The following is a 22,708-nucleotide window of genomic DNA, read 5'->3' on the forward strand; positions in this document are numbered from 1 at the left end:
ATACGATCAACTATAAATGAATGTACTATATTATTTATTTGTGTAGACATGAATCGTTCCGTTTAATGGGATGAGCCCATTTTCTTTTGGTAGCTGAGATATAATCTCGTCTCCATCACCATGCCAAACTATATTGAATGGATACATATAAGACGTGATTTCTTTTCTTTTCGTTCCCACTAAATTTGGTGTCCTTACTTGTTCTACGTCTCCCCACCTGTACTCTTTTTCCAATTGGGTTCCACTACCTTTTGTTTTCAGAGAATCCTCTAAAATTTGCCCGACAATAGGTGCAGCAATGACGCCCCCAAATTGAGTGCTATGCTTTGGGTTATCAATAGCAACATATACGATAAGCTCTGGATTGTCGGCAGGTGCAAAACCGATAAAGGAAACAATGTATTCCCCATCCATATACCTGCCGTTTTGTACTTTTTGGGCAGTACCAGTTTTACCTCCAATTCGAAGCTGGTCACGATAGGCGTTTCTTCCTGATCCTTTCGCAACGACATGCTCCAAGGCGTCTCGTACGATAGCAGAGGTTTTCTCACTAATAACTTGACGTTTCATCTCCGGCTCTGCACTAGTCAATATTTCGTTTGTTTCACCATCTATTGTGTTTTTTACAATATATGGTTTATATAGATACCCACCATTAATGGCTGCAGCTACAGCTTGCACTTGCTGTATAGGAGTTACAGAAATACCTTGGCCGAAAGAGGTTGTGGCATGTTCTACTGGTCCAAAGTTTTCTTTACTAAATAGAATACCCGTGGATTCCCCAGCCATTCCTGACCCTGTAGATTCACCAAATCCAAAGTTACGTATGTATTCTAATAACTTCTTTGAACCAACTCTATTTCCTAGCTCAATAAAACCCGGGTTACAAGAATTTTGAACAACCTCTAAAAAAGTTTGATTTCCATGTCCAGCTCGTTTCCAACAACGGAGTCTAGAACCCTCTACCATGGTATACCCTATATCATGAAAATGATCCTTCTCTAAGTCTACTACATTCTCTTCTAATGCAGCACTTAAAGTAATAATCTTAAAGGTTGATCCAGGCTCAAAAGTCATCCAAACTGGTAGGTTCCGGTTATAAACTGTTGAATCCACCTCCTGGTATGAAGATGGTTCGAAATTGGGAGCTGAAGCAAGGGCTAATATTTCACCGTTTTTGGGATTCATCACAATGGCAATTGCTTGGGTTGCCTCATACTTTTGCATAGCCTGAGAAAGCTCTCGTTCAACTACTTTTTGAATATCTAAATCTACAGTAAGTTGAACATGATTACCTTTTACTCCATTTTTCCAGCCATCGTCCACATGTGGAAGTGGTACTCCCTTTGCATCCGTAAACATTCGAACAGCTGAGGATTTACCCTTTAAAATAGAATCATATTGATATTCAATTCCAGCAAGCCCTTGTGCATCATAACCTGTGAAACCTACTAATCTAGATAACATATTACCATAAGGATAGTCTCTTATATAATCGACTCCTGCATATAATCCTTTAATATTTTTATCCTGTATTTCCATTGCCAGTTCACTTGATATATTTTTTCCTTTTGGCGCAATTTTTATCAAATAATCACGTTTGTTTATTTGCTCCAAGAGATCCTTGTCTTCCATACCAATTAAAGATCCAATTTCTCTTGCTACCTGTTCAGGATCATCATTTTGCGAGGGCATATAAAATAAAGTCGGTGCCAGCTTATTTCCAACGATAATTTCGCCATTACGATCCAAAATATTACCACGTAGAGATGCGTATGGCAATTCCCTATCCCAGCTTTCCTTTGCTTTAGTCGTAAGCTCATCAAACTGAAAAAATTGTAGCTGAACTAATTTGAAAAGTACTAAAAAAAATAAAAAAATAACCATAATCCATATCATTCGTAGCCGTAAAATTTGTTTTGTTTTAGAAATTGCCAATTCCCCTTTAGTCCGTTTTAGATAACTTATGAGAAACTGGCTCTAACTATTCTCTTCCTCTTTAGTCCTGCGGCAGATCCGTTGTTATTATTTCCTCTTCAGTTTCCATATTGGTAACTTCATCTGGAGTAGAGAGTTTTACGACTATTGGCGTATCAGCTGTTACAATCGAGTCTCCTGTCAAGCTTTGTTCTGTTACAAATCCTTCCCCAACAATTTCAATCGGTAAATTGGATAATGATTTATAAATCATCACATTTCTCTTGGACCATCCCTTAAAGTTAGGTAATTGTATATCTCCCTGCCCCTTTATGAAGACGGTGCTATTGGAAATAGCTGATGAACTAGCCTCTGGGTATTGTTCATTAACGTTACCGGAATTACCAATAACGATTGTTTTTAACCCTAGAGCTTCCAGTTTACTTTGACTTTCTATTAAATTTCCACCGATTACTTTAGGCATTTCAATCGGATTCGCAAGCTCCAGATTCTCTGGCTCGATATTTAAATATTTTAAACTTCTTTCTGTGACCGTATTGAAAATGTCTGATGTGGTATCAGAACCAAATTCTGTTAACTCCAACTTAGGTCGGTGTACCATGATATACACGATTAACTGCGGATCCTCAACTGGAGCCATTCCTATGAAAGAATATAAGAAATCATTTTTGCCCCAATAGTAACCTCCACCTGGTTTTGGTATTTGGGCAGTACCTGTTTTACCTGCTGATGTATAACCATTTAACTTAAATTTCTGGGCAGTACCTTTTTCTGACGTTACGGTGCTTGCCAGTATTTCTTTTACCCGTTGTGCGGTTTCTGCAGAAATAGGAGATTTTTTTTCAATCGGTTTATGATTCTGTACTACTTCATTTGTATTTGGATTGACAATTTTATCAATAATGTAAGGCTGCATCATTTTACCTTCGTTAGCTATAGCAGTCATACCTTGCACCATTTGTATCGGTGTAACAGTTGTACCCTGTCCGTAGGTTGTAGTAATACGTTCAACTGGACCAGAATCTGCGATAATTCCTGTTGCTTCATGTGGAAGGTCTATGCCCGTCTTCTGACCAAATCCAAATAGTTTGATATACTCATTGAATGTTTTCTCTCCAATTTGATGGAGTAAGTATGCCATTGAGACGTTGGACGATCGTTGAAAGCCTTCTAAGTACGAGATATTACCCCACCCTACTACATTATGATCACGAATAGTTGTATCATAAACCGTATAGGAACCAGATTTAAATGTAGCATTAGGTGCCCATACCCCCTCTTCTATAGCAGAAGCTAGTGTGAATATTTTAAAGGTAGATCCCGGCTCAATTGTCTGCTCTGTCACTTCATTTAACCAGTTAGTGGAAAGACCCTCTCTCGTATTCGGTTCAAAGGTTGGGCGCTGGGACATTGCTAAGATTTCACCAGTTTTAGGATCTGCCACTACAGCAGTTAACTTTTCTGGTTCGTATTTTTCTTGCACTTGATTCAAAGCATCCTCAAGAAAGTTTTGGATGGTTTTATCTAGGGTAAGCTGGATATTCAAGCCATCCTGTGCCTCTGTCACCATTTTTTCAGCATTCGGTAGTAGAAAGCCTTTTGTGTCACTTTGGAATTCTACTTTTCCTGGAGTACCCGTTAACTCCTCATCATAAATATATTCAAGTCCCATTTTCCCTACTGCCTTAAATGTCCCATCTTCTTTTTCTTCTTTTAGTGCAAAGCCTATTAAATGCGAAGCAAATTGACCATTTGGATATAATCTTTTCAGATCCTCAATGAATATAATTCCAGGTAGCTTGTTACTTTTAATATCTTCCATAAGTTGGTTACTAATATCCCTACCTGCTTTTCCAAATTCTACTTGGTATTTCTTCGCTTCAACATTTTTATCTAGTAAAATTTTAATCTCTTCTTCAGACATATTAATATAATTGGATAATACTTTAGCGGTCATTGCTGTATCACTTACATGTCGTTGTATGCCGCTATTTCTTGAAGCCTTTGGGCTAATGACAGCTATCATTTTGTAACTAAGCGTATCCTGCGCAATAACTTCACCATTACGATCGACTATTTTGCCTCTACTCGCTTGAAGAATCTGTTCTCTACTATACTTGTTCTCTGCCTTCGTTGTTAATTCCTGGCCTTCTGCTGTGCCTGTGTACTGTATAAACACAAAACGACTAAGTAATAAGAAAAAGAGCCCTCCATATAGTAAAAACATTAGAAAGGCTCCCCATTGAAAACGAAATTTCTTATTCATTGTCCTGGCACTACCTTTACGTTTTGCTCATTCAGTTTCAAACCGAGCTCTTCCGCCTTTTTCCAAATGCGTTCATAGGTAGATAATTCACTTACTTGTACAGACAAGTCGTTATTCTTTTTTACTGCAGAGTCAATTTCCTTTTCCATCAGAGAAATATCGGTAGAAGTAGCTCGCACAGCAGTTTCTGATTGAATAATCATTAAAGACAGAACAGTGACTACTAATAACAATCCCATTAATAGAATTTTCTCTCCTCGAGAAATTAGATTATTACGTTGTTTTGCCGACTTCTTTACATGTGGTTGTTCCGTGTAAGAAGGGCGTGTTATGTATGTTTGTGACTGTTGTTTACGTAAAGCCATTTAGACACTTCCCTTTTCGATTAATTTTTCCACAATACGTAACTTAGCTGAACGGGAACGATTATTTACCGCTAATTCTTCCTCCGACGGGACAATCGGTTTCCTTGTAATCAGTTTTAACATTGGCTCCATACCTGCAGGAATCATTGGTATATTTGGTGGTAAATCTGGTAAAGTGGATGCTTCTTTAAAAATCGTTTTCGTTAGTCTATCTTCTAGAGAATGGAAGGTAATAACACTCACCCTTCCCCCTACTTTTATAAGCTTAATTGCATCTTCAAGTGAGTCCTCTGCTGCTCCTAACTCATCGTTCACAGCAATACGTATTGCCTGAAAAATACGTTTAGCAGGATGTCCACCAGTTCTTCTAGCGGCTGCTGGAATTCCCTCTTTTATAAGTTCTACAAGCTGGAAAGTAGTAGATATTGGTTCTATTTCTCTAGCTTTTTCAATTTTACGGGCAATTTGTTTGGAAAACTTCTCTTCCCCGTATCGGAAAAATATTTTGAGTAGCTTTTCATACGACCATTCATTGACAACATGGTAAGCAGTCAACTCACTAGTTTGATCCATCCGCATATCTAAAGGAGCATCATAGTTATAGCTAAACCCACGCTCTGGCGTATCCAATTGTGGCGATGACACACCTAAGTCATACAAAATTCCATCCACTTTTTCAATACCGATTTGGTAAAGCTCATCTTTTAAATAACGAAAATTAGCATGTACAAAGGTTACTTTATCTAAATATGGTGCTAGTTTTAGCTTGGCATTTTCAATAGCAGTCATATCTTGATCAAAGCAAATAAGTCTACCTTTTTCATTTAATTGTTTTACTAAATATTCACTGTGGCCCGCGCCTCCTAGTGTGCAATCCACATAGACACCATCTGGACGAATAGCTAGTCCATCTACTGTTTCTTTTAATAGTACGGTTGTGTGATGAAACAAGCCTTTCCCTCCTCTAATCTAATTTGCCTCGACATATTGGTGTCTAGATCTTTATCGAGCTCGCTCGATACATTCCTTTAAAAAATCTGTGACATCCGCCTAAGGCATTAACATAATTCAGTATGGTTTGCTCTAGCTGAATTAAGTCAAATATCAAAACCAATCATATTTTCTGCAATATCATTGAAAGAATCCTCTGATTCCTCATAATAATTATCCCAAGCATCTTTTGCCCAAATTTCTAGACGATTCGATACTCCAAGTACGATACATTCCTTATCCATTTTTGCGTAGCTACGGAGGTTATTTGGAATGTTGATACGACCTTGTTTGTCTATTTCTACTTCGGTTGCACCGGAGAAGAAAAAACGAGTAAATGCACGAGCGTCTTTCTTTGTTACGGGAAGTTCTTTAAGTTTTTCCTCGAGTTTTCGCCATTCATCCATAGGATAACCAAATAAGCAATTATCAAGACCACGTGTCAGAACAAAACTGTCCTCTAAGTGCTCTCGGAATTTGGAAGGAATAATTAAACGTCCCTTCGCATCAACATTATGTTGATATTCGCCCATGAACATGCTACTCACCCCACTTTATGTCATTAACATACCACATCGCCCCACTTTCCTCCACCGTTTTTTTAAAAAACGGCCAATATTTCTTTAAAATGTGTAAATAGTACTTGTTGAGACAGTTTTTCTATCAATTTCAACAAAGTAATCATAGAACTTTTAGACTTGATTGAATGGTATTTGATAGGGTTGGTCAAAAAGTGGGGGGCAGCTGCCACGTTTTTGGGGTTATCTGAAATATTTTTGGGGGGTGTTTGGAATTTCGCAGGCGTTAGTTGGAATTCCGGGAGTGCTAGTTGGAATAATTGAGGTTCAAGTTGGAAAAGGATTTTTTCCCAGACCCCTTTTAAAATTCTATTTTGCATATTTCCATAAGAAATACCGGGCAATAAAACGCCCAGTCTTTTAAGAACTAATACAAGATATGCAGTTGATTGCCGCTCCGGTCGGACGTTTTCCGTGGGTTAGCGAGGTGACAGCTCATCCCTAACCTGCAAAACGCGTCCACCTGTAACGGAAATCAGATGTTTATTTTTTTCATTCTAACAAGTCCTTCAACTAAATGTTCAGAGGACATTTTTACATGTTCCCATAAAAAAATCCCCACTATGAAAGTGGGGACGTTGAATTATAAGAAAATCACATGATGTTTACCGTTAAATTCATATGGAACCTCTAATAATTTTTCAATTAGAGAGGGACCATATTCGTTTAACAATTGTATCGGAGTAAAAGTTCGTTCCTGCAGACCGCCATTTGGTACCAGACTCCTACTTATATAATCGTAACGATTAATTGTCGCATCTAATTTACTTAAGAACGTATCCTCAATGGCATTATCGATAAATTTCAACTGTTTTTCATGATTGGTTAAATTCTTTTGCAGTAAAGGAGAAAGCTTCAACCCATCGTCCAATAATAATTTCTCCAGCTGGTCATACTTCTCTATAAGATCTTTTTTGATTTCTTTGATCAAATAAGGAATTTCTTCATTACGATTATTATTAATATAATCTAACTTAGCAGCTTGAAGAGTTCCATCCCATACGTCGTCAATTGTAAAGGACAGCTTTTCAAGTAATGATTGTGTTTTTGCATTGACTATCGAAATACTAATACGTGGCATTAGTACTGGCATCTTCATATCAAAAAGCTCAAATGCTGTTTTTAATGTACCCCAATAAGCAATTTCTCCAGGTCCTGCGATGAAGCTTAATACTGGAAAGACCATTTCTTGCATAATCGGCCTAGTCACAACATTATTACTTAACTTTTCAGGGTTTTCTCGAGCAATCTCCATCAGCTCATCTAATGTAAACGATAGTCCCTTTGCCTCATTGATGAATAAATTATTCACTCTTTCCAATAGGAAACGCTCACCCTCTACGATGTAAAACAAATGAGCAGCAGATTCCTTCGCTTGTATTGGCGTTCCAAATCCTTGCTGATCCATTTTCCCTTCATGTTCAAATACAGCGTTAGCTATTTCTGAAGCATGAAGTATTTGCAATTGAAAATAATCACTTTCCAATTTCCTTAATGGCTTATAGGCAGCGTCGATTAATAGTAACCCTTCCTCTTGAAAAAGTTCGTTCATCATGGCAGTAAAAAAGCTTGTATACGTTAAGTTATTTTCTAAAAGCCCCATCACTTTTGATTGAAGTTTTTTGGTATATAAGGTTTCCGGTAGGCTTTTGAATATTTCATTTAAATAGCCATCCATTAACTGCTGATCAAAAGAAGATTCGGAAGCAATTTTCTTCGTTCTAGATTTTTCGGGATAAACTAGCTTTTGAAGTGTTCTGCTTCTTTCTATGTATACATGATTAATCTCATCAATATCATGATCCTCTCCTGCAATCCAAAAAACAGGGATAACGGGTACTCCAAGTATCTCTCTTTGTTGTTTTGCCAATGCAATAACGGAAATTGCTTTATGAATCGAATACAATGGACCTGAAAGAATCCCTGCTTGCTGTCCACCTATAACTACAACCCCATTATTTCTAAGTTCATCTATATGTTGGCTACTCTTTACTGAAATACCATATTTACTCATAAACGAAGTAATCACTTCAGCGAGTTCAGTTCTTTTATGTTTGCTAAAATCAGCTTCTTGGAGCCTTTTGTTAAGTGCCGTTTGATTCCATTCATAATGAAAGAAAGAAGATAAGTTGGCTGTATCTTCCAAATATTTCTTATAAAATGAGGAAGCGAATGGTTGTGTGTACTGCTCTAATCGCACGTTTTTTCCACCTCTGTTATTATCAAATTCATTTGGTGAAAATTCACCAAAGCTATCATTTTTAAATACTTTAAGAGTATATCATTTACTATTTAAGTGTGAAAATTATTAGCTTATATAACTAAAAACATATCTGATAACTCCGAATAACCATAAAACAGCATATACGAAGCATAATAGCAGAAATAATAATCTCCAAATTTTCCTTAACAGTGGGATTACTTCAATCTCTTTTTTAGAGCGCCATTCTAAAATAGTCATAATTGTCGCTAAAACAATGGAGCAAATAACGAGATACCAACCAATCTGTTTTAAGAAAATGAAAGTAAACAAATTAGCAATAGAAAAATATAAAAAGAAAGTGGTTATATCGGATGCTATTCCAATGGACTTTTTTCTTTTATGTAGAACAGATTTACTAAAAAGAAATACTGCTAAGAAAACGACTATTGGATATATAATGAGAACCGAAAGAACATTATCGATTATAATCACCTGCTTTATTTAATTCGTTTAATAATAAATAAAAGGCATGTAAAATAGGCAACTTATGCTTTCTTTGAGCTGCCATTTCTAATATAGCGCCAACTATCGTATCTAACTCCATTATTCGACCATTCTCATAGTCCTTAAGCATAGAAGATCGATTTAATCGAGTATTCTCACATAGGGCTACAACTTCTTCCCATGCAAGTCTATCTTTCCATTCTTCAAATGCTTCCATCATTTCGTCGTATATATCTCTCAATATAACTTTATATGAATCATTTTCAACAAGCTCACCATTTGTTACTCGTGCAATAGTGGACAATGGGTTGATCAAGCAATTTAACATTGCTTTTTTTACAAGCATTTGTTCAATATTTGGCGTTAAAATTAACGGAAACTGTTCGGTACTCTTATCCACCAAATCATGAATCTTAATCCATTCTCCCTTAAATAATCCAATGTAGGTTGGACCTAACCCTAGGTGTTGAACGGTGGAATTATTATTTTTCGTAGCACCATGTAGTACAGAACCAATCATAATAGTTTCTTGTTTTAATTGCTCTATAAGTGCTAAATGTGATAAACCATTTTGTATAAATAGAAGAGGAATATGCAGTGGTAAAGATTTCAATTGGTCTTCTATTTGCGACAGGTGATGGTATTTCACAGCAAGTATAATAAAATCCATTTGCTTTAATTCAGCCATATTTGAAACAATATCACATGTAATTTGTTGTGGTTTTTCATTGATTTTTTCTATGTAGAATTTCTTATCTATACTAGTTTCTCGAACTAAGAAAGTAATTCGATGGCCTGATTCCGATAAATAAGCGCCAAATAATAACCCTATTGCGCCTGCACCAACAATCCCTATATTCATAAATTTCACCTCTGAGTTCTAAGAAAAACTGGGCAAAAGACGCCCGGTCCTTTAATAACAAAACGTAGAAATGCCATTGATTTCCGCTCCGAGCGGAAGCTTTCCGTGGGCACGGCTTCAGCCGCTTCCCTCGCTTACGCTCAGTCCAGGGTCTTCAGCTCGCGCTGTTCCACAGGAGTCGCCGCTCTGCGCTCCAATCAACAAAGTCCACTTTATATAAGCGTATAATTGGGTATTAAACCCCCTAAATATACGTGTTTTATCTTCAAATAATTAAGGATGAAAGGGTCTCTAATCAAAGAAAATCCACTTTCTTCTGTCCAAATAAATTAGTATTCCTAACTAAGCAGACGATTTTATCCCTACATTAAGTTTGACTACTCTTAACATCTAAGCGAGAAGCTATGCTAAATCTTATAGTGCAGTACTACACACATAGTTGATTGTAGTGAAAGGTGGCGACTCCTGTGGGATGAGTGAGACAGATGAGATATCACATCGACGCGCTAGCGACGGTGATAGCTCATCGCTCACCCCACGGAAAGCGTCCACCTGAAACGAAAATCATAGAATTACTTATTCTCACTAGTCTCCTAAACCCAGTGTTCACAAGACATTTTTATATACTTTCTTATCTTTTAAAAAAGGTCTACCTCAGAGGTAGACCTTAGCTTTAAACACTATTATACAGGAAGCACCGGATGTTTTCGAGGTGCATTTACTATTTGTTTATCTTCATAAAATCGCAAACGATTTGCAAGCTCTGATCGTAAACTGCTTGGTGCTACAATCTCATCAATAATCATTTCAGATGCAAGTTTATATATATTAATTTCCTCTTTATATTCTGCATGCTTTTCTTGAACGAATTTCAATCGTTCCTTTGGATCTTCGATTGCCTCAATTTTGTTTGAATACACTGCATTTACTGCCGCTTCAGGTCCCATCACAGCAATTTGAGCTGTAGGTAAAGCAATGCACACATCCGGCTCAAAAGCTGGACCAGCCATCGCATATAAACCTGCTCCATATGCCTTACGTACTATTACAGATATTTTAGGAACTGTTGCAGAGCTCATCGCAGCAATTAGCTTCGCACCATGTCTAATAATTCCTGCACGTTCTACTTTCGTTCCTATCATAAATCCAGGAACGTCAGCTAGGAATAATAATGGAATTGAAAATGCATCGCAAAGTGAGATGAATTTTGTGGCTTTATCAGCTGAATCAACAAAGAGCACCCCGCCTTTAGCTTTCGGTTGATTGGCAATAATACCTACTGCTCTTCCATCAATTCGTGCTAAGCCCGTAATTAATTCAGGAGCGAATAGCTTCTTCACATCGAAGAAGCTTCCTTCATCGATAATCGCTTCAATCGCTTCATACATATCAAATGGTGCGTTTTGGTTTTCAGGTATGATTTCTTCAAGTGTTCTTCCAGCTTTTATTGCCTTTGGTTTTACTTGTTTTGGTTTCTCTGTGTAATTAGCCGGGAAGAAGTCTAAATAGCGTTTAGCTTCAGATATTGCCTCTTCTTCTGTCGAAACAAGTACATCACCTACACCACTGACTGTACAGTGCATACGTGCTCCACCCATTTCTTCCAATGTTACCTTTTCACCAATTACCTTTTCTGCCATTCGGGGTGAACCTAAATACATGGAAGCATTTCCTTCGACCATAAAGACAACATCACAAAATGCAGGGATATACGCTCCTCCTGCAGCAGATGGTCCAAATAGCAGGCAAATTTGTGGTATAAAGCCTGAAAGCCTTACTTGGTTATGAAATATTCTTCCTGCTCCACGACGGTTTGGAAACATGTCTAGCTGATCTGTAATTCGCGCACCAGCCGAGTCTACTAAATACAACATTGGCACTCTATTTTTTTCAGCTATTTCTTGAATACGAATTATTTTTTCGACGGTACGTGATCCCCATGAGCCAGCTTTTACCGTAGAATCATTTGCCATTACACAAACAGTTTGCCCATTTACTTTACCAGTAGCAGTCACAACCCCATCTGCTGGCAAATCCCCTGCCTCTACATTCGCAAAGCGACCATCTTCAATATATTCCCCATTATCGAAAAGTAACGCCAAACGGTCACGGACAAATAATTTATTTTGCTCTTTCATTTTTTCATGATATTTAGCGTGTCCTCCAGCATAAACGGAGGCTAGCTTTTCTTCTAATCTATCATTATACCCTTTTGTTTCTCCCACGTTGTAAAGCCCCCTTTATTCAAACGTTACTAAAACATCGCCTTCGTTTACAAAATCGCCTTCATGGGCGTTAATCGTTGCAATCTTTCCTGCTGTTTCCGCTTCGATTGGAATCTCCATTTTCATTGATTCCAATACCATTACTACTTGTCCAGCTGATACTTCTTCTCCAACTGCTACATTTACTGTAAATACGGTTCCTGCCATTGACGATTCTAAATTTTTCATTTTGAAACTTCCTCCCTTTGTCTCTGCATCCATTCCCCTAAGACGGATGTTGAATACTCCCCACTTGTAAAGCTCTCATCTTTCAAGAACTGTTGGAATAGTGGAATATTTGTTTTCACACCTTCTATTTTAGCAGAAGAAAACACTTTTTGTGCAGACTCAATCGCTAATTTTCTATTTTCCGCATGGATTATAACTTTAGAAATCATCGGATCATAGAACGGCGTGACTTTATCGCCTTCTTCATAACCTGAGTCAATTCGGATATCTTCTTCTGTTTCCCAGCTTTGTGAAGCGATTGTTCCTGGAGACGGAAAGAATGTTTTTGGGTCCTCCGCATATATTCTAAATTCAATAGCATGTCCATGGGACTTTATCGAAGATTGGTCTTTCACTGGCAGCTCTTCTCCTGCGGCAACCTTTAACTGCCATTCTACTAAATCGAATCCAGTAATTGCTTCCGTAATCGGATGCTCTACTTGTAACCTCGTATTCATCTCTAAAAAATAAAATTGATGATTATGATCTACGATAAATTCAACCGTACCAGCATTTATATAGTCTACAGCTTTCGCTGCATTCACAGCAGCCTCCCATAGTTTTTCCCTAGCTTCCTGCGGAAAATTAGGAGAAGGTGCCTCTTCCATAACTTTTTGGTTTCTACGCTGTACTGAACAATTTCGTTCAAATAAATGAACGATATTGCCATGCTTGTCCCCAAAGATTTGTACTTCGATATGTCTCGAAGAATCTATGAATTTTTCAAGAAAAACGACATCGCTACCAAAATAGGATTTTGCTCGCGTCTTAATCGATTCAAAGTGTTTTACAAGGGTAGTTTCATCATCACAGCGAATCATTCCAATTCCACCGCCGCCGGCACTAGCTTTAAGCATGATTGGATATCCAATCGAACCAGCAGCTAGTATTGCATCCTCTACAGTTGCCAGTCCTTCTTCCGTTCCCGGAACAACCGGAACGTTTGCATTAATCATCGTGATTCGAGATCCGATTTTATCTCCCATTTTTTCCATTGTCTCAGGCTTTGGACCAATAAAAATAATACCTTCCGCCTCGGCTTTACGAGCAAATTCAGCATTTTCCGATAAAAATCCGTAGCCTGGGTGAATCGCATCGACCTTTTCCCTTTTTGCAAGCGCAATAATATCATCTGCTTTTAAGTAGGATTGTTGAACTTGGCTAGGTCCTATTAAAAATGCATAATCAGCTTCTTTTACATAAGGCAGATCTTTGTCTGCCTCCGAATAGATTGCTACTGTTTCGATATTTAATCTTTTACATGTTTTTATAATACGTCTAGCTATTTCTCCCCGATTTGCTATTAAAACTTTCTTCAAATTACATCCCCCTCTATTCGAACAATTTCCCCATCTATATTAGTCTATACGAATTATGAAAGCGATTTCAACTAATTTCTTAAGAAATGACTTTTAAAGAACAAAAGCGCTGGCGTCTGGACGAAGATTACTTTTTAGTAAATTATCTATATGCCAAAGATAAATTTTCTAATGCACAAGAAAAGAAGCCCTAAAAAAGGCCTCTCTTACTTGCGTTCAATATGTGTAATACCTTGTTTGACCCAGTTTAATAGTTGTTCATAATCGTTTTTCAACAAATTATAGGCACTTGAAATTTCGTCATAGGAATTTTTCATTTCATCATAGCTTTCCATTGCCAGTTGCAAATGGTTTTGTAGAGAGGATGAATCTGCTAATTCTTTAGTAGAGTAAGCAGTCGGTTTTTGTTCTTTTTTAATAATTTGAGGGCGTAGGTTTTTATTCCATCGGAATGCACATGCCTGCTTTGACCTTCCAAGTAAGACACTCGCTTCCTGAAAACCAGAAATTTGTGTGTGACCTTCATTAATTTTGTTTAAAATTATTTCTTTTAGAAGATTATCTTCTTCCTCAGTCCAACTATCTTTTCTCAATTTGACATTCATCTGGATCACCCTTTGCTTTTTTATTAATATATGCAAAGTGGGTACAAATAGACTCTTATATTATTTCTTTTTAGATAAAAATGCATCGACCGCTTGATGATGTGCTTCCTGCGCCCAAAGCACAGAACATGTTCGAACCTCTTCCATAATTCGTTCAAATAAATTAGACTGCTCCCACTTTCTAACTAATTGCATTTTGTATGCTTGTAGCACAGTCTCATGAGGCACAATCATTTTATCGATAAATAATTCTAACGCATTATATTTATTTCCTTCAAAAACTTCCGTTGCCCAGCCAATAGCCTGAAGTTTGTCAGATGGATAAGGAGTCGCCTCGGTTAACATTTGGAGCGTATAGTCTTGTCGCATTCCCTTTTCCCACAAATAGGTTCCACCACCCCAGCCAGAAGTAATTGCTAATTGACCTTGAATGAATCCACATTTTGCTTCTTTTTTAACTAAACGATAATCACATAAAGTTGCAATCTCGCACCCTCCACCTATGGCTGTTCCATTTACTAACGCTAAAGTAGGAATGGTCATTGTAGCAACATCATATAAAATAGCAGCAGTTTCACTTAACATTTCATATGATTCATGCTCTGTTTTTAATTTATGTAGAACAGATAAATCACCACCGGAGCAAAAAGTTTTTTCACCTGCTCCAGTAATAACTGCTAACTTAATAGAACTATCATTTTTTACTTTATGTACTAACTCTTTAAACCCCTCTAAAACCTCCATATTTACCGCATTATGAATATTAGGTCTGTTTATTTCTAATATGATTACTTCTTTTCTCTTTGTTAACGTATAAGCCATTATCAAACACCCCTTTTTAAAAATATATAGAGAAAAAGACTACCTAAGAGCCATGGTCTCTTTGGTAGTCTTTTAAGGAACAAATACTGAATTATTTGCTCAATACTTCTTTCCCTTTGTATTGACCGCAAGATTTACAAATACGGTGAGCCAATTTCATTTCACCACAATTTGAACAAGCAACCATACCAGGTACGGATAATTTAAAATGTGTACGACGCTTTCTTTTTACAGTTTTAGAAGTTCTTCTAGCTGGTACTGCCATAGGTGGCACCTCCTTACAGATCTATTATTCGTCTGTTTGATCAAAATACTTTGCTAAATCAGCAAGTCTTGGATCTAATTTTGGTTGTTCATCTTCCTGCATTTCATTGAGCTCTTCGTCTGTTGTGTAACTCCAACCATTTCCACCCTCATGTTTAAATTGGTCTGCACCTTCTTTATACACTTGCATTGGAATTTCTAGAAGAATCAATTCTTCTAAAACTGGGTCTACATTAATAACATCACCTTCAACAACATGAAAATTATCATATGCTCTTGCAGAAGCTAATGCTGTCTCAGACCAGCTGAAAATTTCATCAGATTGAATCTCAAATGGAAATTCTACATCCTCCCACGTGCGTGCACATGGTAAAATGAGAGTTCCTGAAAGCTGAAAGTGACAAGTCATTTGCGCTGCACCAAATGTACAGTGCCCTTTTACGTGAACGGGTGAAATACTTCGAACGTCCTGGTTCCGCTTCTTCACGTTTTCGAGTTCCACGAATTCATCTAAAGTTAGTCCGTTCTCACGATATTTAGATAGCTGATGAATTGCCCATTTCATACGATTATCACCTCAAGACAACAAAGTTGATTATATAATGTCTGAATTTAGATGTCAAGATAATTTCTTGTCACTCCATTATTTTAACACTATACTTGGATTAAGGAAAGGATTTGATTTGAAGATGAAAGCGACTGGAATTGTTGTAGAATATAACCCATTTCATAACGGTCATTTGCATCATTTACAGCAAACCCGTATAAAAACAAATAGCGATATTGTTATTGCCGTAATGTCTGGTAATTTTCTACAGCGTGGAGAACCAGCACTTGTAGATAAATGGACTCGCTCCAAAATGGCTATTGCTGCGGGTGTTGATTTAGTAATTGAGCTTCCTTATGCATTTGCTACAGCACAAGCAAGTGATTTTGCAAAAGGGGCTATATTTTTATTAGATGCTTTAAAATGCCATTCCTTTTGCTTCGGAAGTGAAGAGGGTTCTTTAGAGGCATTTCAACAAACGTACAATCTATTATTAACCAATAATGAAGAATATAATACAGCCATAGCAGGTTACATGAAAAAAGGGCTGAGCTATCCGAAAGCATTAAATGAAGCCTATCATGAGATTTCTAAAAACACTAATGTCCGGTTAGTTGATCTTTCCAAACCAAATAATATATTGGGATACCATTATATTCAGGCTGCAAATCTGTTAAATAGTAAAATTCAACCCGAAACGATTCAGCGTGTAGTCGCTAATTATCATGATGATGCAAGCAATTCCGAAACGATTGCAAGCGCAACGGGTATTCGTAAACTACTTTTCGAGGGTCAGAAGCTTTCAGCAGTAGATGCTTACATGCCTAACAAAAGTTTAGAAGGGCTAATCGAATGGGAAAGTTTCCACGGTTCTTTTGCAAGCTGGGAAAAGTTTTATCCGACATTACGATTACTTATACTTCGCTCGTCTCCGGAGAAGTTGGCTCAAATCGCCGAAATCACGGAGGGAATGGAAAATGCCATTTGGAAAGCAGCAAGGACCCATACTAGCTTTCAATCGTTTATGAAGCAAATAAAATCGAAGCGCTTTACATGGACACGGATCCAGCGAATGCTAACACACATTTACACCGACTTTACGTGGAGTCAATTACGCGAAATAGATGCCCCCACTTATATTAGACCTTTAGCAATGAATAAGAAGGGACAGGCATATTTACAGAGTATTAAAAAAGACTTGCAGCTTCCTCTTATAAGCAGGGTAGCCGCAAGTAAAAAGGATAAACAATTGCAACTAGACATCAAAGCAGCTGACTTATATTACTTGGGATTACAAACTTCATCTAGTCAACATATGGTTGGCAGTGATTTTCGAATTGCTCCCATAATTTTTGAATAGATTATTTAGGCTCTAATTGGTCTAAATAAGCAAGTGCATCATCAATAGTTTTCACAGGTACGATTTTCATTTTCGTGCCTATTTTTCTTGCAGATTTTAAGGCTTCTTCATAATTAGATGTTAGTTCTGGATTATTAGCCAAAATGGTAGGATCAATTTCATCGTCAGGAGCAAACATAATTTCCATACCCTTTTTGTCCGCAGCAATTACTTTTAAATCAATCCCACCAATTCTACCAACAGTTCCATCCTCTCTCATTTCACCAGTTCCTGCTATTTTATAACCCTTAGTAATATCTTCTGGCAATAACTGATTTAGGATTTCTAAAGTGAACATTAGTCCAGCAGATGGTCCTCCAATATCTTCGGAGTTTATATGTACAGCAGGTGTCGTTTCAACTTTTTTGTCTGCCGTGTAGCTAATACCGATTGCTGGCGTATCAAGTACACCTGGTATAGTTTTAAGGGATACTTCTTTATCCAACTGGCTACCATCACGTTCGACCTTTAAACGAATAACATCACCCTCTGCTTTATTAGCTAGATAGGCTCTTATAGACTCTTCCGTTAAATTATCAATATCATCAATCTTTAAAATTTTGTCTCCAGCCTCTAATATTCCATCAGCTGCACTTTCATCAACCACATTAAAAATAAATATTCCGTTATTTGATACAGTGTAAGGCTTATTTGCTCGATCAAATGCAACTGAAATAGCATTAAATTGAGAATTAGACATAAGCTTTAATTGACGAACATTATATTCTTTCTCATCTTCATCTTTTTGACGGATTTCATTTGCTTTGTAAATTTTTTGACTGTCCGTCACTTGGGCATAGGCATATGTGAGCGGAGTAGCTTTTGCAAGGGCAATAGTAAGGAGACTCAATGTACCTTTGTCATCCTGATCACCTCCATCTACTTTTACAAATGGATCCAGTTCGTATGCACCACCTGGTTTAGAAATATAAAACTCCATTGGATAAAAACCTAATGCTAACACAATTATTACTATGAAAAGAAGGATTATAGGATTTCTCTTCTTCATCAAAAATATCCCTCTCTTTCTACAACTCATTTGAATATTAGTTTATCACTTCCATTTTTTTCTGACAAAATTTATGTGAACAAAGGATGAATTTTACATGCATAGACTAATAACGATTGGCAGCTGGGCTCTAATTATCCTTTTGTTTTTACAGCCTGGAGTTGCACACAAAGGTGCAGTCGAAGGAATGAGGATTTTCACAACCGCCCTACTGCCTTATTTATTACCTTATTTAGTAATAACTCAGCTATTTATTCGTTCTCAAAATTCTTTTTTAAATACGACGAATAAGTTTAAACTGTACGTTAATATTTACTTATTAAGTGCAATAGGCGGGTTTCCTAGTGGCGCTGCGATAATAGCCTCTTTAAAGGATCTTGGTACACTGAATAAAAGTAATGCAGGGTGGTTGCTTGCCATATGTCATGCCCCTAGTCCAATGTTTGTTATAGGGTTTGTAGGAATAGAAATCTTCCATGCAGAAATTGCGGGAATTAAACTTTTACTAATAATCCATGCTGTAAATTTATTGTTTTTAATAGTATTTATCATTTTATCTCCTGCTATCCATGAAAATAGACATGTTCAAAAGACTTCTGATTCACCATTTCAGGAAAGTATAAAAGAGACCTATCAGATATTGTTGCTTATTGGTACGACTGTTATTTTTTTTACTACAGTAAGTTTTATCGTGTTTGAATCCGTCAAAGAAATTGTCCCTAATATTTCACCTGTCCTATTAGTTTTTGTAGCATCTCTCTTTGAAATGACTGGTGGGATTAGCTTAGCTGGAGAAATGTTGACAGGCTCCACGTTTTTACCTTTTATAGTTGCTCTTATTATAGCTTTTAGTGGAGTAAGTATTCATATGCAAATAATAGTACTTGCTCAAAAAGCAAAGATACCTATTAGAAAATATATTCTATTCCGCTTTCTTCACATGCTCATCATTCCTATCTTATTTTTCTTATAAGATAGCTGGACTTAGAGTTACGCTGTGATCAATCTTTTAGTCGACTACTACACATTATTTTGATTAGAGTGCAAGGTGGCGACTCCAAATGAATAAGTGAGACAGTTGAGACATCAAAGCGAGGCATTAGCGTCGGTGATGACGCATCGCTCACCCCAGGAGGTTAACAGGATGTTGGTCACGAAGGCGTTGCGATCGCGTTGTGGTGCTCTTACCCTTTGTACCCCACCTGAAACGGAAATCAGCGTTGTTGGAAGAAAAAAAACCTCGATTGGATGTCGAGGTTCTCGTTTGATTAATTTTTATTGTATTTTTCATTAAGTGCTCTTTCAACATGAGGCGGAACAAGTTCCTCTATATTACCGCCATACCTAGCAACTTCTTTAACGATACTCGAACTCAGGAAAGAATATTGGTTTTTAGTCATGATAAAAAATGTTTCAATTTTATCATTTAGCACCCGATTCATAGACGTAATTTGCATTTCATACTCAAAATCAGAAACAGCGCGTAAGCCTCGAATGATTGCACTTGCACTCACACTTTCAGCATAATCTATCAGTAGACCAGAAAAAGTTTGCACTTTGACATTTGGTAAATGAGAAGTGGCTTCTTCGATCAAATGAATCCTTTCTTCGACAGAGAATAGTGGGTTTTTAGAGGAGTTATTCAAAACAACAACATAAACCTCTCCAAAAATAGAGGCTCCTCGTTTAATAATATCTAAATGTCCATTAGTAATGGGATCGAAACTTCCTGGTACTACAGCTATTTTTCCCAATTTAATTCTCCTCTTCTTTCAGGCAACGATAAATAGAGATCACCGTACCTCCATATATCTCTTTTTTCACTAATTCAAAGTCACCATAGGATTTTTCAAGTGTGACATTTTTCTCGTGCTCACAAACTATAATCGCATTATCACTCATACAGCCTCTATCTATTAATGTCTGAACTAAATCATAATACATTATTTTGTTATAGGGAGGATCCACAAATAACAGATCAATTTTAAGCTCTCTTTTCTCAAAAGCTTTCACTGCTCTTGTCGCATCAGCTTTAAAAATTTCTCCTGAATCCTCCAAACGACTCTTCATCAAATTATCTTTAATAGTTTGTACTGCTTTTGGATCCTTTTCGATAAAGATACATGTTTCAATACCTCTACTCAACGATTCTATCCCTAAATTACCACTTCCTGCAAACAGGTCAACGGCAATTCCCCCATCGAAGTAAGGTCCAATCATATTGAAAATGGACTCTTTTACTTTATCAGTAGTTGGTCTTGTATTCATCCCTGGAACTGCTTTTAAAGGCAGTCCTTTTTTCGAACCTGCTATAACTCTCATTTTTTAACTCCAATCCTAAAATTGTGCGGATTGTATAATGTTTATACGTTTGTCTTGTTTTTCGATATTCAACAAAAACAAACGTATCATCCACGCTTCTTCAATATATAGTTGTGATCCAATAATTTCGAAAGGTTCTGATAAGGCATCATACCTTTTTTTATTCAATACATAAAAAGGTTCTTGAATCGGAAAACGAAATGCTCTCGTTTCATTCTGTACATATAAACCCTTGTCTGTATCGTTAAGAGTATACCCTAAAGAAGTTAATAATGGTTCAGCTGCATATAAAATCTTTCCATCCTTGAATAGAATTTTCATGTGTTCCTGCTTTAACTCCTGTATGTAAACAGGTCGAGAATCCTCAAATAATAATGGGAAGTTTACGGCTCCTGATTGTACATTCGATACAAAAAAGGAAGTTTTTAAATCGATGATAGCTGTTAATAACTCATCCAATTTTGCTGCTGTTAATTGCTTATTGTTTCGTAAAGCAATTTGAAATTCTACACGTTGATCGATTGTAAAATAATTATTTATCGTTTCATACATCCAAATTGACTTCGCTGATCCGACAGGTATTTCCATCAAAAAGCTACTCAGAACTTCAGCAATGAGCTGGTCGTCCGGCGATAAATCATACTCTGATTGTATATGGTTGATGATAAGCTGATTTTGTATAGAAGCAATATCCCCTTGTTGGATAAAAGTAATCCGGGAAACATTAATGTTATTCTTATCTTCTACAAAAAGTACTGCTAAATGTTCGTTATTAGTAAAATTTAAATCCTCAAGTAAGTTAGTGACTTCATCGGACAATGTACTAGAAGCATATATAGTAAAGTTCTCATCCTCATATTGAATTGGCAATACCTCTTGCTGCCAATATAATTCTTGAACATCACCAGCACCAAATGAAAGTGTATAGTCGATTAAATCAAGAGAAGTCTTACCAATTACAGGTAATCCAGATACCCACATCCCCCCTCTTTTCACTTCATCTGTTATATGAAGTGAAGTGAGAGAGACTCCTCCTGTGTCAAGTTTTACAAGGAAGTCTTGAATTAATTGACCATCAATTAAACCATCAACTAATGGGATTTCAAAAGAAACACTCTGGGTAGAATCTTCTCCTGCTTTAAACTTCGTCAAGTCCTCCGTTAGACGGCTACAGCTATCACTAGTTTCTAAATCGCAGCTGCGATTTTGACTGTTAATTGGCCATAAAATAGTAATTTCTTCATTTAGCATATTGTTAAAGTGTTGTTTAATAACAAGCTTATCCTTCTTAACTGTCATATCCACTTCTTGCTCGTAGTAGAAAGCTTGTCCATTCTCTTCCAAACCAGAAGAGTAGGCATCATATTGAAACAAAAGAAGAACACTATTAGTAACAATTAGGAGTAGGCATAAAAAACTTAAAACAAATTTCATAGAATTGTCCTCCAACAAAGTGGTAAGATATATGAGAAAGGAAGTGTTTTCAAATGATTCAACGTTTTATAGAACTAGGCGAAGGTTATGGTGATATTTACGAACTTTGTGAACTAGCAAAGGTAAACAAGGACCGTATACATCAAGCATTTATTTTTTCTTCCACTAAAGACAATATTAACTATTTTTCCATAGCAATTGCACTGAAACCAGTAAATACTGCAAATTTTTTTCCCATATACATATGTCGTGAAGGAATAGTTGAAACTCAACAAGAGTCAAAAAGGCTTACTATCTTTAAGGAAGCTTTAAATGAGTTAGAAATCCAACCCATTAAAGTCGACATAAAGCATTCTTCCATCTATGTGGATGTAAATTTATATTATCAGTATATAATTGGTGTTTTACGTTTAAATCATTTAATACCACCGCTACAATAGGCTTAGTTATAATCCAATTTTATAATCGTATTCTTTTGCTTTATCGGGCTTGCTATTTTCAAATTCAGTTTTCAAAAATGGTCTATAGGATTCTAAAATTTCCTTGACATAAGGCAATTTGTTCATCTTTTGCTTGGCAATTTCAATCTGATCCTGATCACAATATAATACGACATATTTTTGTCTTTTAGAAATATAATGGACGTGACCAAACTTACGCAAAGATTTAGCTTGTTTTAAATGATGCACATAGACAATTAGTCCTTGTCTTTCTGTCATACTTTTCCCCTCATTTCTTCCTCTCAAGAATAACATATGGAGGAATTTGATAGCAACAACAACTAGCTGA

Annotated in this window: 23 protein-coding genes; 3 read left to right on the forward strand and 20 right to left on the reverse strand. The window is 36.7% G+C overall.

Annotation, left to right across the window (positions count from 1 at the left end; genetic code table 11):
* Positions 1-30: 30 nt before the first annotated feature.
* From ACIQX2_RS01195 to ACIQX2_RS01265, 15 genes are all read right to left on the reverse strand, one after another.
* Positions 31-1,899, reverse strand: coding sequence for a penicillin-binding transpeptidase domain-containing protein (locus ACIQX2_RS01195; RefSeq protein ID WP_402847470.1), 1,869 nt, complete (start codon positions 1,897-1,899; stop codon positions 31-33).
* A 100-nt stretch (positions 1,900-1,999) separates the two neighbouring features.
* Complete coding sequence (locus tag ACIQX2_RS01200; RefSeq protein ID WP_402846100.1) at positions 2,000-4,204, reverse strand: penicillin-binding transpeptidase domain-containing protein; 2,205 nt, start codon at positions 4,202-4,204, stop codon at positions 2,000-2,002.
* Positions 4,201-4,569, reverse strand: a complete 369-nt coding sequence (ftsL, locus tag ACIQX2_RS01205; protein WP_402846102.1) for a cell division protein FtsL — start codon at positions 4,567-4,569, stop codon at positions 4,201-4,203. Before ftsL ends, ACIQX2_RS01200 begins: the two co-directional genes overlap by 4 nt.
* Positions 4,570-5,520: a 16S rRNA (cytosine(1402)-N(4))-methyltransferase RsmH gene (rsmH, locus tag ACIQX2_RS01210; RefSeq protein ID WP_402846104.1), complete on the reverse strand. Its 951-nt coding sequence runs from the start codon at positions 5,518-5,520 to the stop codon at positions 4,570-4,572. It lies immediately after the preceding gene.
* A gap of 146 nt (positions 5,521-5,666) precedes the next feature.
* Entirely contained in the window at positions 5,667-6,098 is a 432-nt protein-coding gene (mraZ, locus tag ACIQX2_RS01215; RefSeq protein ID WP_402846106.1) for a division/cell wall cluster transcriptional repressor MraZ, read from the reverse strand.
* 622 nt (positions 6,099-6,720) lie between these two features.
* Positions 6,721-8,337, reverse strand: a complete 1,617-nt coding sequence (bshC, locus tag ACIQX2_RS01220; RefSeq protein ID WP_402846108.1) for a bacillithiol biosynthesis cysteine-adding enzyme BshC — start codon at positions 8,335-8,337, stop codon at positions 6,721-6,723.
* Positions 8,338-8,445: 108 nt separating this feature from the next.
* Positions 8,446-8,832 (reverse strand): DUF3397 domain-containing protein, encoded by a 387-nt coding sequence (locus ACIQX2_RS01225; RefSeq protein WP_402846110.1) that lies wholly within the window; start codon positions 8,830-8,832, stop codon positions 8,446-8,448.
* A complete protein-coding gene (locus ACIQX2_RS01230) occupies positions 8,816-9,706 on the reverse strand; it encodes a ketopantoate reductase family protein (protein ID WP_402846112.1) in 891 nt (296 codons plus the stop codon). Before ACIQX2_RS01230 ends, ACIQX2_RS01225 begins: the two co-directional genes overlap by 17 nt.
* Before the next feature lie 683 nt (positions 9,707-10,389).
* Positions 10,390-11,931, reverse strand: a complete 1,542-nt coding sequence (locus tag ACIQX2_RS01235) for an acyl-CoA carboxylase subunit beta (protein WP_402846114.1) — start codon at positions 11,929-11,931, stop codon at positions 10,390-10,392.
* A gap of 15 nt (positions 11,932-11,946) precedes the next feature.
* Complete coding sequence (locus tag ACIQX2_RS01240) at positions 11,947-12,159, reverse strand: acetyl-CoA carboxylase biotin carboxyl carrier protein subunit (RefSeq protein ID WP_093059917.1); 213 nt, start codon at positions 12,157-12,159, stop codon at positions 11,947-11,949.
* Entirely contained in the window at positions 12,156-13,517 is a 1,362-nt protein-coding gene (locus ACIQX2_RS01245) for an acetyl-CoA carboxylase biotin carboxylase subunit (protein ID WP_402846116.1), read from the reverse strand. Before ACIQX2_RS01245 ends, ACIQX2_RS01240 begins: the two co-directional genes overlap by 4 nt.
* Before the next feature lie 206 nt (positions 13,518-13,723).
* Positions 13,724-14,122, reverse strand: coding sequence for a transcriptional regulator (locus ACIQX2_RS01250; RefSeq protein WP_402846117.1), 399 nt, complete (start codon positions 14,120-14,122; stop codon positions 13,724-13,726).
* Between the two features lie 60 nt (positions 14,123-14,182).
* Positions 14,183-14,944 carry an enoyl-CoA hydratase/isomerase family protein gene (locus ACIQX2_RS01255; RefSeq protein WP_402846119.1) on the reverse strand — a complete coding sequence of 254 codons (762 nt, stop codon included), beginning with the start codon at positions 14,942-14,944 and terminating at the stop codon, positions 14,183-14,185.
* 91 nt (positions 14,945-15,035) lie between these two features.
* Positions 15,036-15,209 carry a 50S ribosomal protein L32 gene (gene rpmF / locus ACIQX2_RS01260; protein ID WP_090562877.1) on the reverse strand — a complete coding sequence of 58 codons (174 nt, stop codon included), beginning with the start codon at positions 15,207-15,209 and terminating at the stop codon, positions 15,036-15,038.
* Between the two features lie 24 nt (positions 15,210-15,233).
* Complete coding sequence (locus tag ACIQX2_RS01265; RefSeq protein WP_402846122.1) at positions 15,234-15,773, reverse strand: YceD family protein; 540 nt, start codon at positions 15,771-15,773, stop codon at positions 15,234-15,236.
* A 124-nt stretch (positions 15,774-15,897) separates the two neighbouring features.
* On the opposite strand from ACIQX2_RS01265, the gene ACIQX2_RS01270 reads away from it, so the two are divergent.
* Complete coding sequence (locus ACIQX2_RS01270) at positions 15,898-17,115, forward strand: nucleotidyltransferase (protein WP_402847471.1); 1,218 nt, start codon at positions 15,898-15,900, stop codon at positions 17,113-17,115.
* 1 nt (position 17,116) lies between these two features.
* Here the strand turns inward: ACIQX2_RS01270 and ACIQX2_RS01275 are convergent, their stop codons facing one another.
* The gene (locus tag ACIQX2_RS01275; protein WP_402846124.1) at positions 17,117-18,163 is read right to left on the reverse strand and encodes a SepM family pheromone-processing serine protease; all 1,047 of its coding nucleotides are present in this window, start codon (positions 18,161-18,163) and stop codon (positions 17,117-17,119) included.
* 97 nt (positions 18,164-18,260) lie between these two features.
* Here ACIQX2_RS01275 and ACIQX2_RS01280 point away from each other — a divergent pair, with 97 nt between their 5' ends.
* Positions 18,261-19,136 (forward strand): hypothetical protein, encoded by an 876-nt coding sequence (locus ACIQX2_RS01280; protein WP_402846126.1) that lies wholly within the window; start codon positions 18,261-18,263, stop codon positions 19,134-19,136.
* 295 nt (positions 19,137-19,431) lie between these two features.
* On the opposite strand, the gene coaD is transcribed toward ACIQX2_RS01280, so the two are convergent.
* Genes coaD through ACIQX2_RS01295 form a run of 3 tightly spaced genes read right to left on the reverse strand, consistent with a single transcriptional unit; the run spans position 19,432 to position 21,919 of the window.
* Entirely contained in the window at positions 19,432-19,917 is a 486-nt protein-coding gene (gene coaD / locus ACIQX2_RS01285; protein WP_402846128.1) for a pantetheine-phosphate adenylyltransferase, read from the reverse strand.
* 1 nt (position 19,918) lies between these two features.
* A complete protein-coding gene (gene rsmD, locus ACIQX2_RS01290; RefSeq protein ID WP_402846130.1) occupies positions 19,919-20,485 on the reverse strand; it encodes a 16S rRNA (guanine(966)-N(2))-methyltransferase RsmD in 567 nt (188 codons plus the stop codon).
* Between the two features lie 15 nt (positions 20,486-20,500).
* Positions 20,501-21,919, reverse strand: coding sequence for a hypothetical protein (locus tag ACIQX2_RS01295; protein ID WP_402846132.1), 1,419 nt, complete (start codon positions 21,917-21,919; stop codon positions 20,501-20,503).
* Between the two features lie 53 nt (positions 21,920-21,972).
* Here ACIQX2_RS01295 and ACIQX2_RS01300 point away from each other — a divergent pair, with 53 nt between their 5' ends.
* Positions 21,973-22,359, forward strand: coding sequence for a DUF7147 family protein (locus ACIQX2_RS01300; RefSeq protein ID WP_093059895.1), 387 nt, complete (start codon positions 21,973-21,975; stop codon positions 22,357-22,359).
* A gap of 6 nt (positions 22,360-22,365) precedes the next feature.
* On the opposite strand, the gene ACIQX2_RS01305 is transcribed toward ACIQX2_RS01300, so the two are convergent.
* Positions 22,366-22,638 (reverse strand): YlbG family protein, encoded by a 273-nt coding sequence (locus tag ACIQX2_RS01305; RefSeq protein WP_402846134.1) that lies wholly within the window; start codon positions 22,636-22,638, stop codon positions 22,366-22,368.
* Between the last annotated feature and the right edge of the window lie 70 nt (positions 22,639-22,708).

Origin of the sequence: Psychrobacillus sp. NPDC096623 (assembly GCF_044762655.1) — a bacterium.
GTDB lineage: Bacteria > Bacillota > Bacilli > Bacillales_A > Planococcaceae > Psychrobacillus.

Coding starts and splice junctions, on each gene's coding strand:
- ACIQX2_RS01195 (WP_402847470.1), bottom strand. CDS start 1,899: ATGATATGGATTATGGTTATTTTTTTATTTTTTTTAGTACTTTTCAAA.
- ACIQX2_RS01200 (WP_402846100.1), bottom strand. CDS start 4,204: ATGAATAAGAAATTTCGTTTTCAATGGGGAGCCTTTCTAATGTTTTTA.
- ftsL (WP_402846102.1), bottom strand. CDS start 4,569: ATGGCTTTACGTAAACAACAGTCACAAACATACATAACACGCCCTTCT.
- mraZ (WP_402846106.1), bottom strand. CDS start 6,098: ATGTTCATGGGCGAATATCAACATAATGTTGATGCGAAGGGACGTTTA.
- ACIQX2_RS01230 (WP_402846112.1), bottom strand. CDS start 9,706: ATGAATATAGGGATTGTTGGTGCAGGCGCAATAGGGTTATTATTTGGC.
- ACIQX2_RS01240 (WP_093059917.1), bottom strand. CDS start 12,159: ATGAAAAATTTAGAATCGTCAATGGCAGGAACCGTATTTACAGTAAAT.
- ACIQX2_RS01250 (WP_402846117.1), bottom strand. CDS start 14,122: ATGAATGTCAAATTGAGAAAAGATAGTTGGACTGAGGAAGAAGATAAT.
- ACIQX2_RS01255 (WP_402846119.1), bottom strand. CDS start 14,944: ATGGCTTATACGTTAACAAAGAGAAAAGAAGTAATCATATTAGAAATA.
- rpmF (WP_090562877.1), bottom strand. CDS start 15,209: ATGGCAGTACCAGCTAGAAGAACTTCTAAAACTGTAAAAAGAAAGCGT.
- ACIQX2_RS01265 (WP_402846122.1), bottom strand. CDS start 15,773: ATGAAATGGGCAATTCATCAGCTATCTAAATATCGTGAGAACGGACTA.
- ACIQX2_RS01270 (WP_402847471.1), top strand. CDS start 15,898: ATGAAAGCGACTGGAATTGTTGTAGAATATAACCCATTTCATAACGGT.
- ACIQX2_RS01275 (WP_402846124.1), bottom strand. CDS start 18,163: ATGAAGAAGAGAAATCCTATAATCCTTCTTTTCATAGTAATAATTGTG.
- ACIQX2_RS01280 (WP_402846126.1), top strand. CDS start 18,261: ATGCATAGACTAATAACGATTGGCAGCTGGGCTCTAATTATCCTTTTG.
- rsmD (WP_402846130.1), bottom strand. CDS start 20,485: ATGAGAGTTATAGCAGGTTCGAAAAAAGGACTGCCTTTAAAAGCAGTT.
- ACIQX2_RS01295 (WP_402846132.1), bottom strand. CDS start 21,919: ATGAAATTTGTTTTAAGTTTTTTATGCCTACTCCTAATTGTTACTAAT.
- ACIQX2_RS01300 (WP_093059895.1), top strand. CDS start 21,973: ATGATTCAACGTTTTATAGAACTAGGCGAAGGTTATGGTGATATTTAC.
- ACIQX2_RS01305 (WP_402846134.1), bottom strand. CDS start 22,638: ATGACAGAAAGACAAGGACTAATTGTCTATGTGCATCATTTAAAACAA.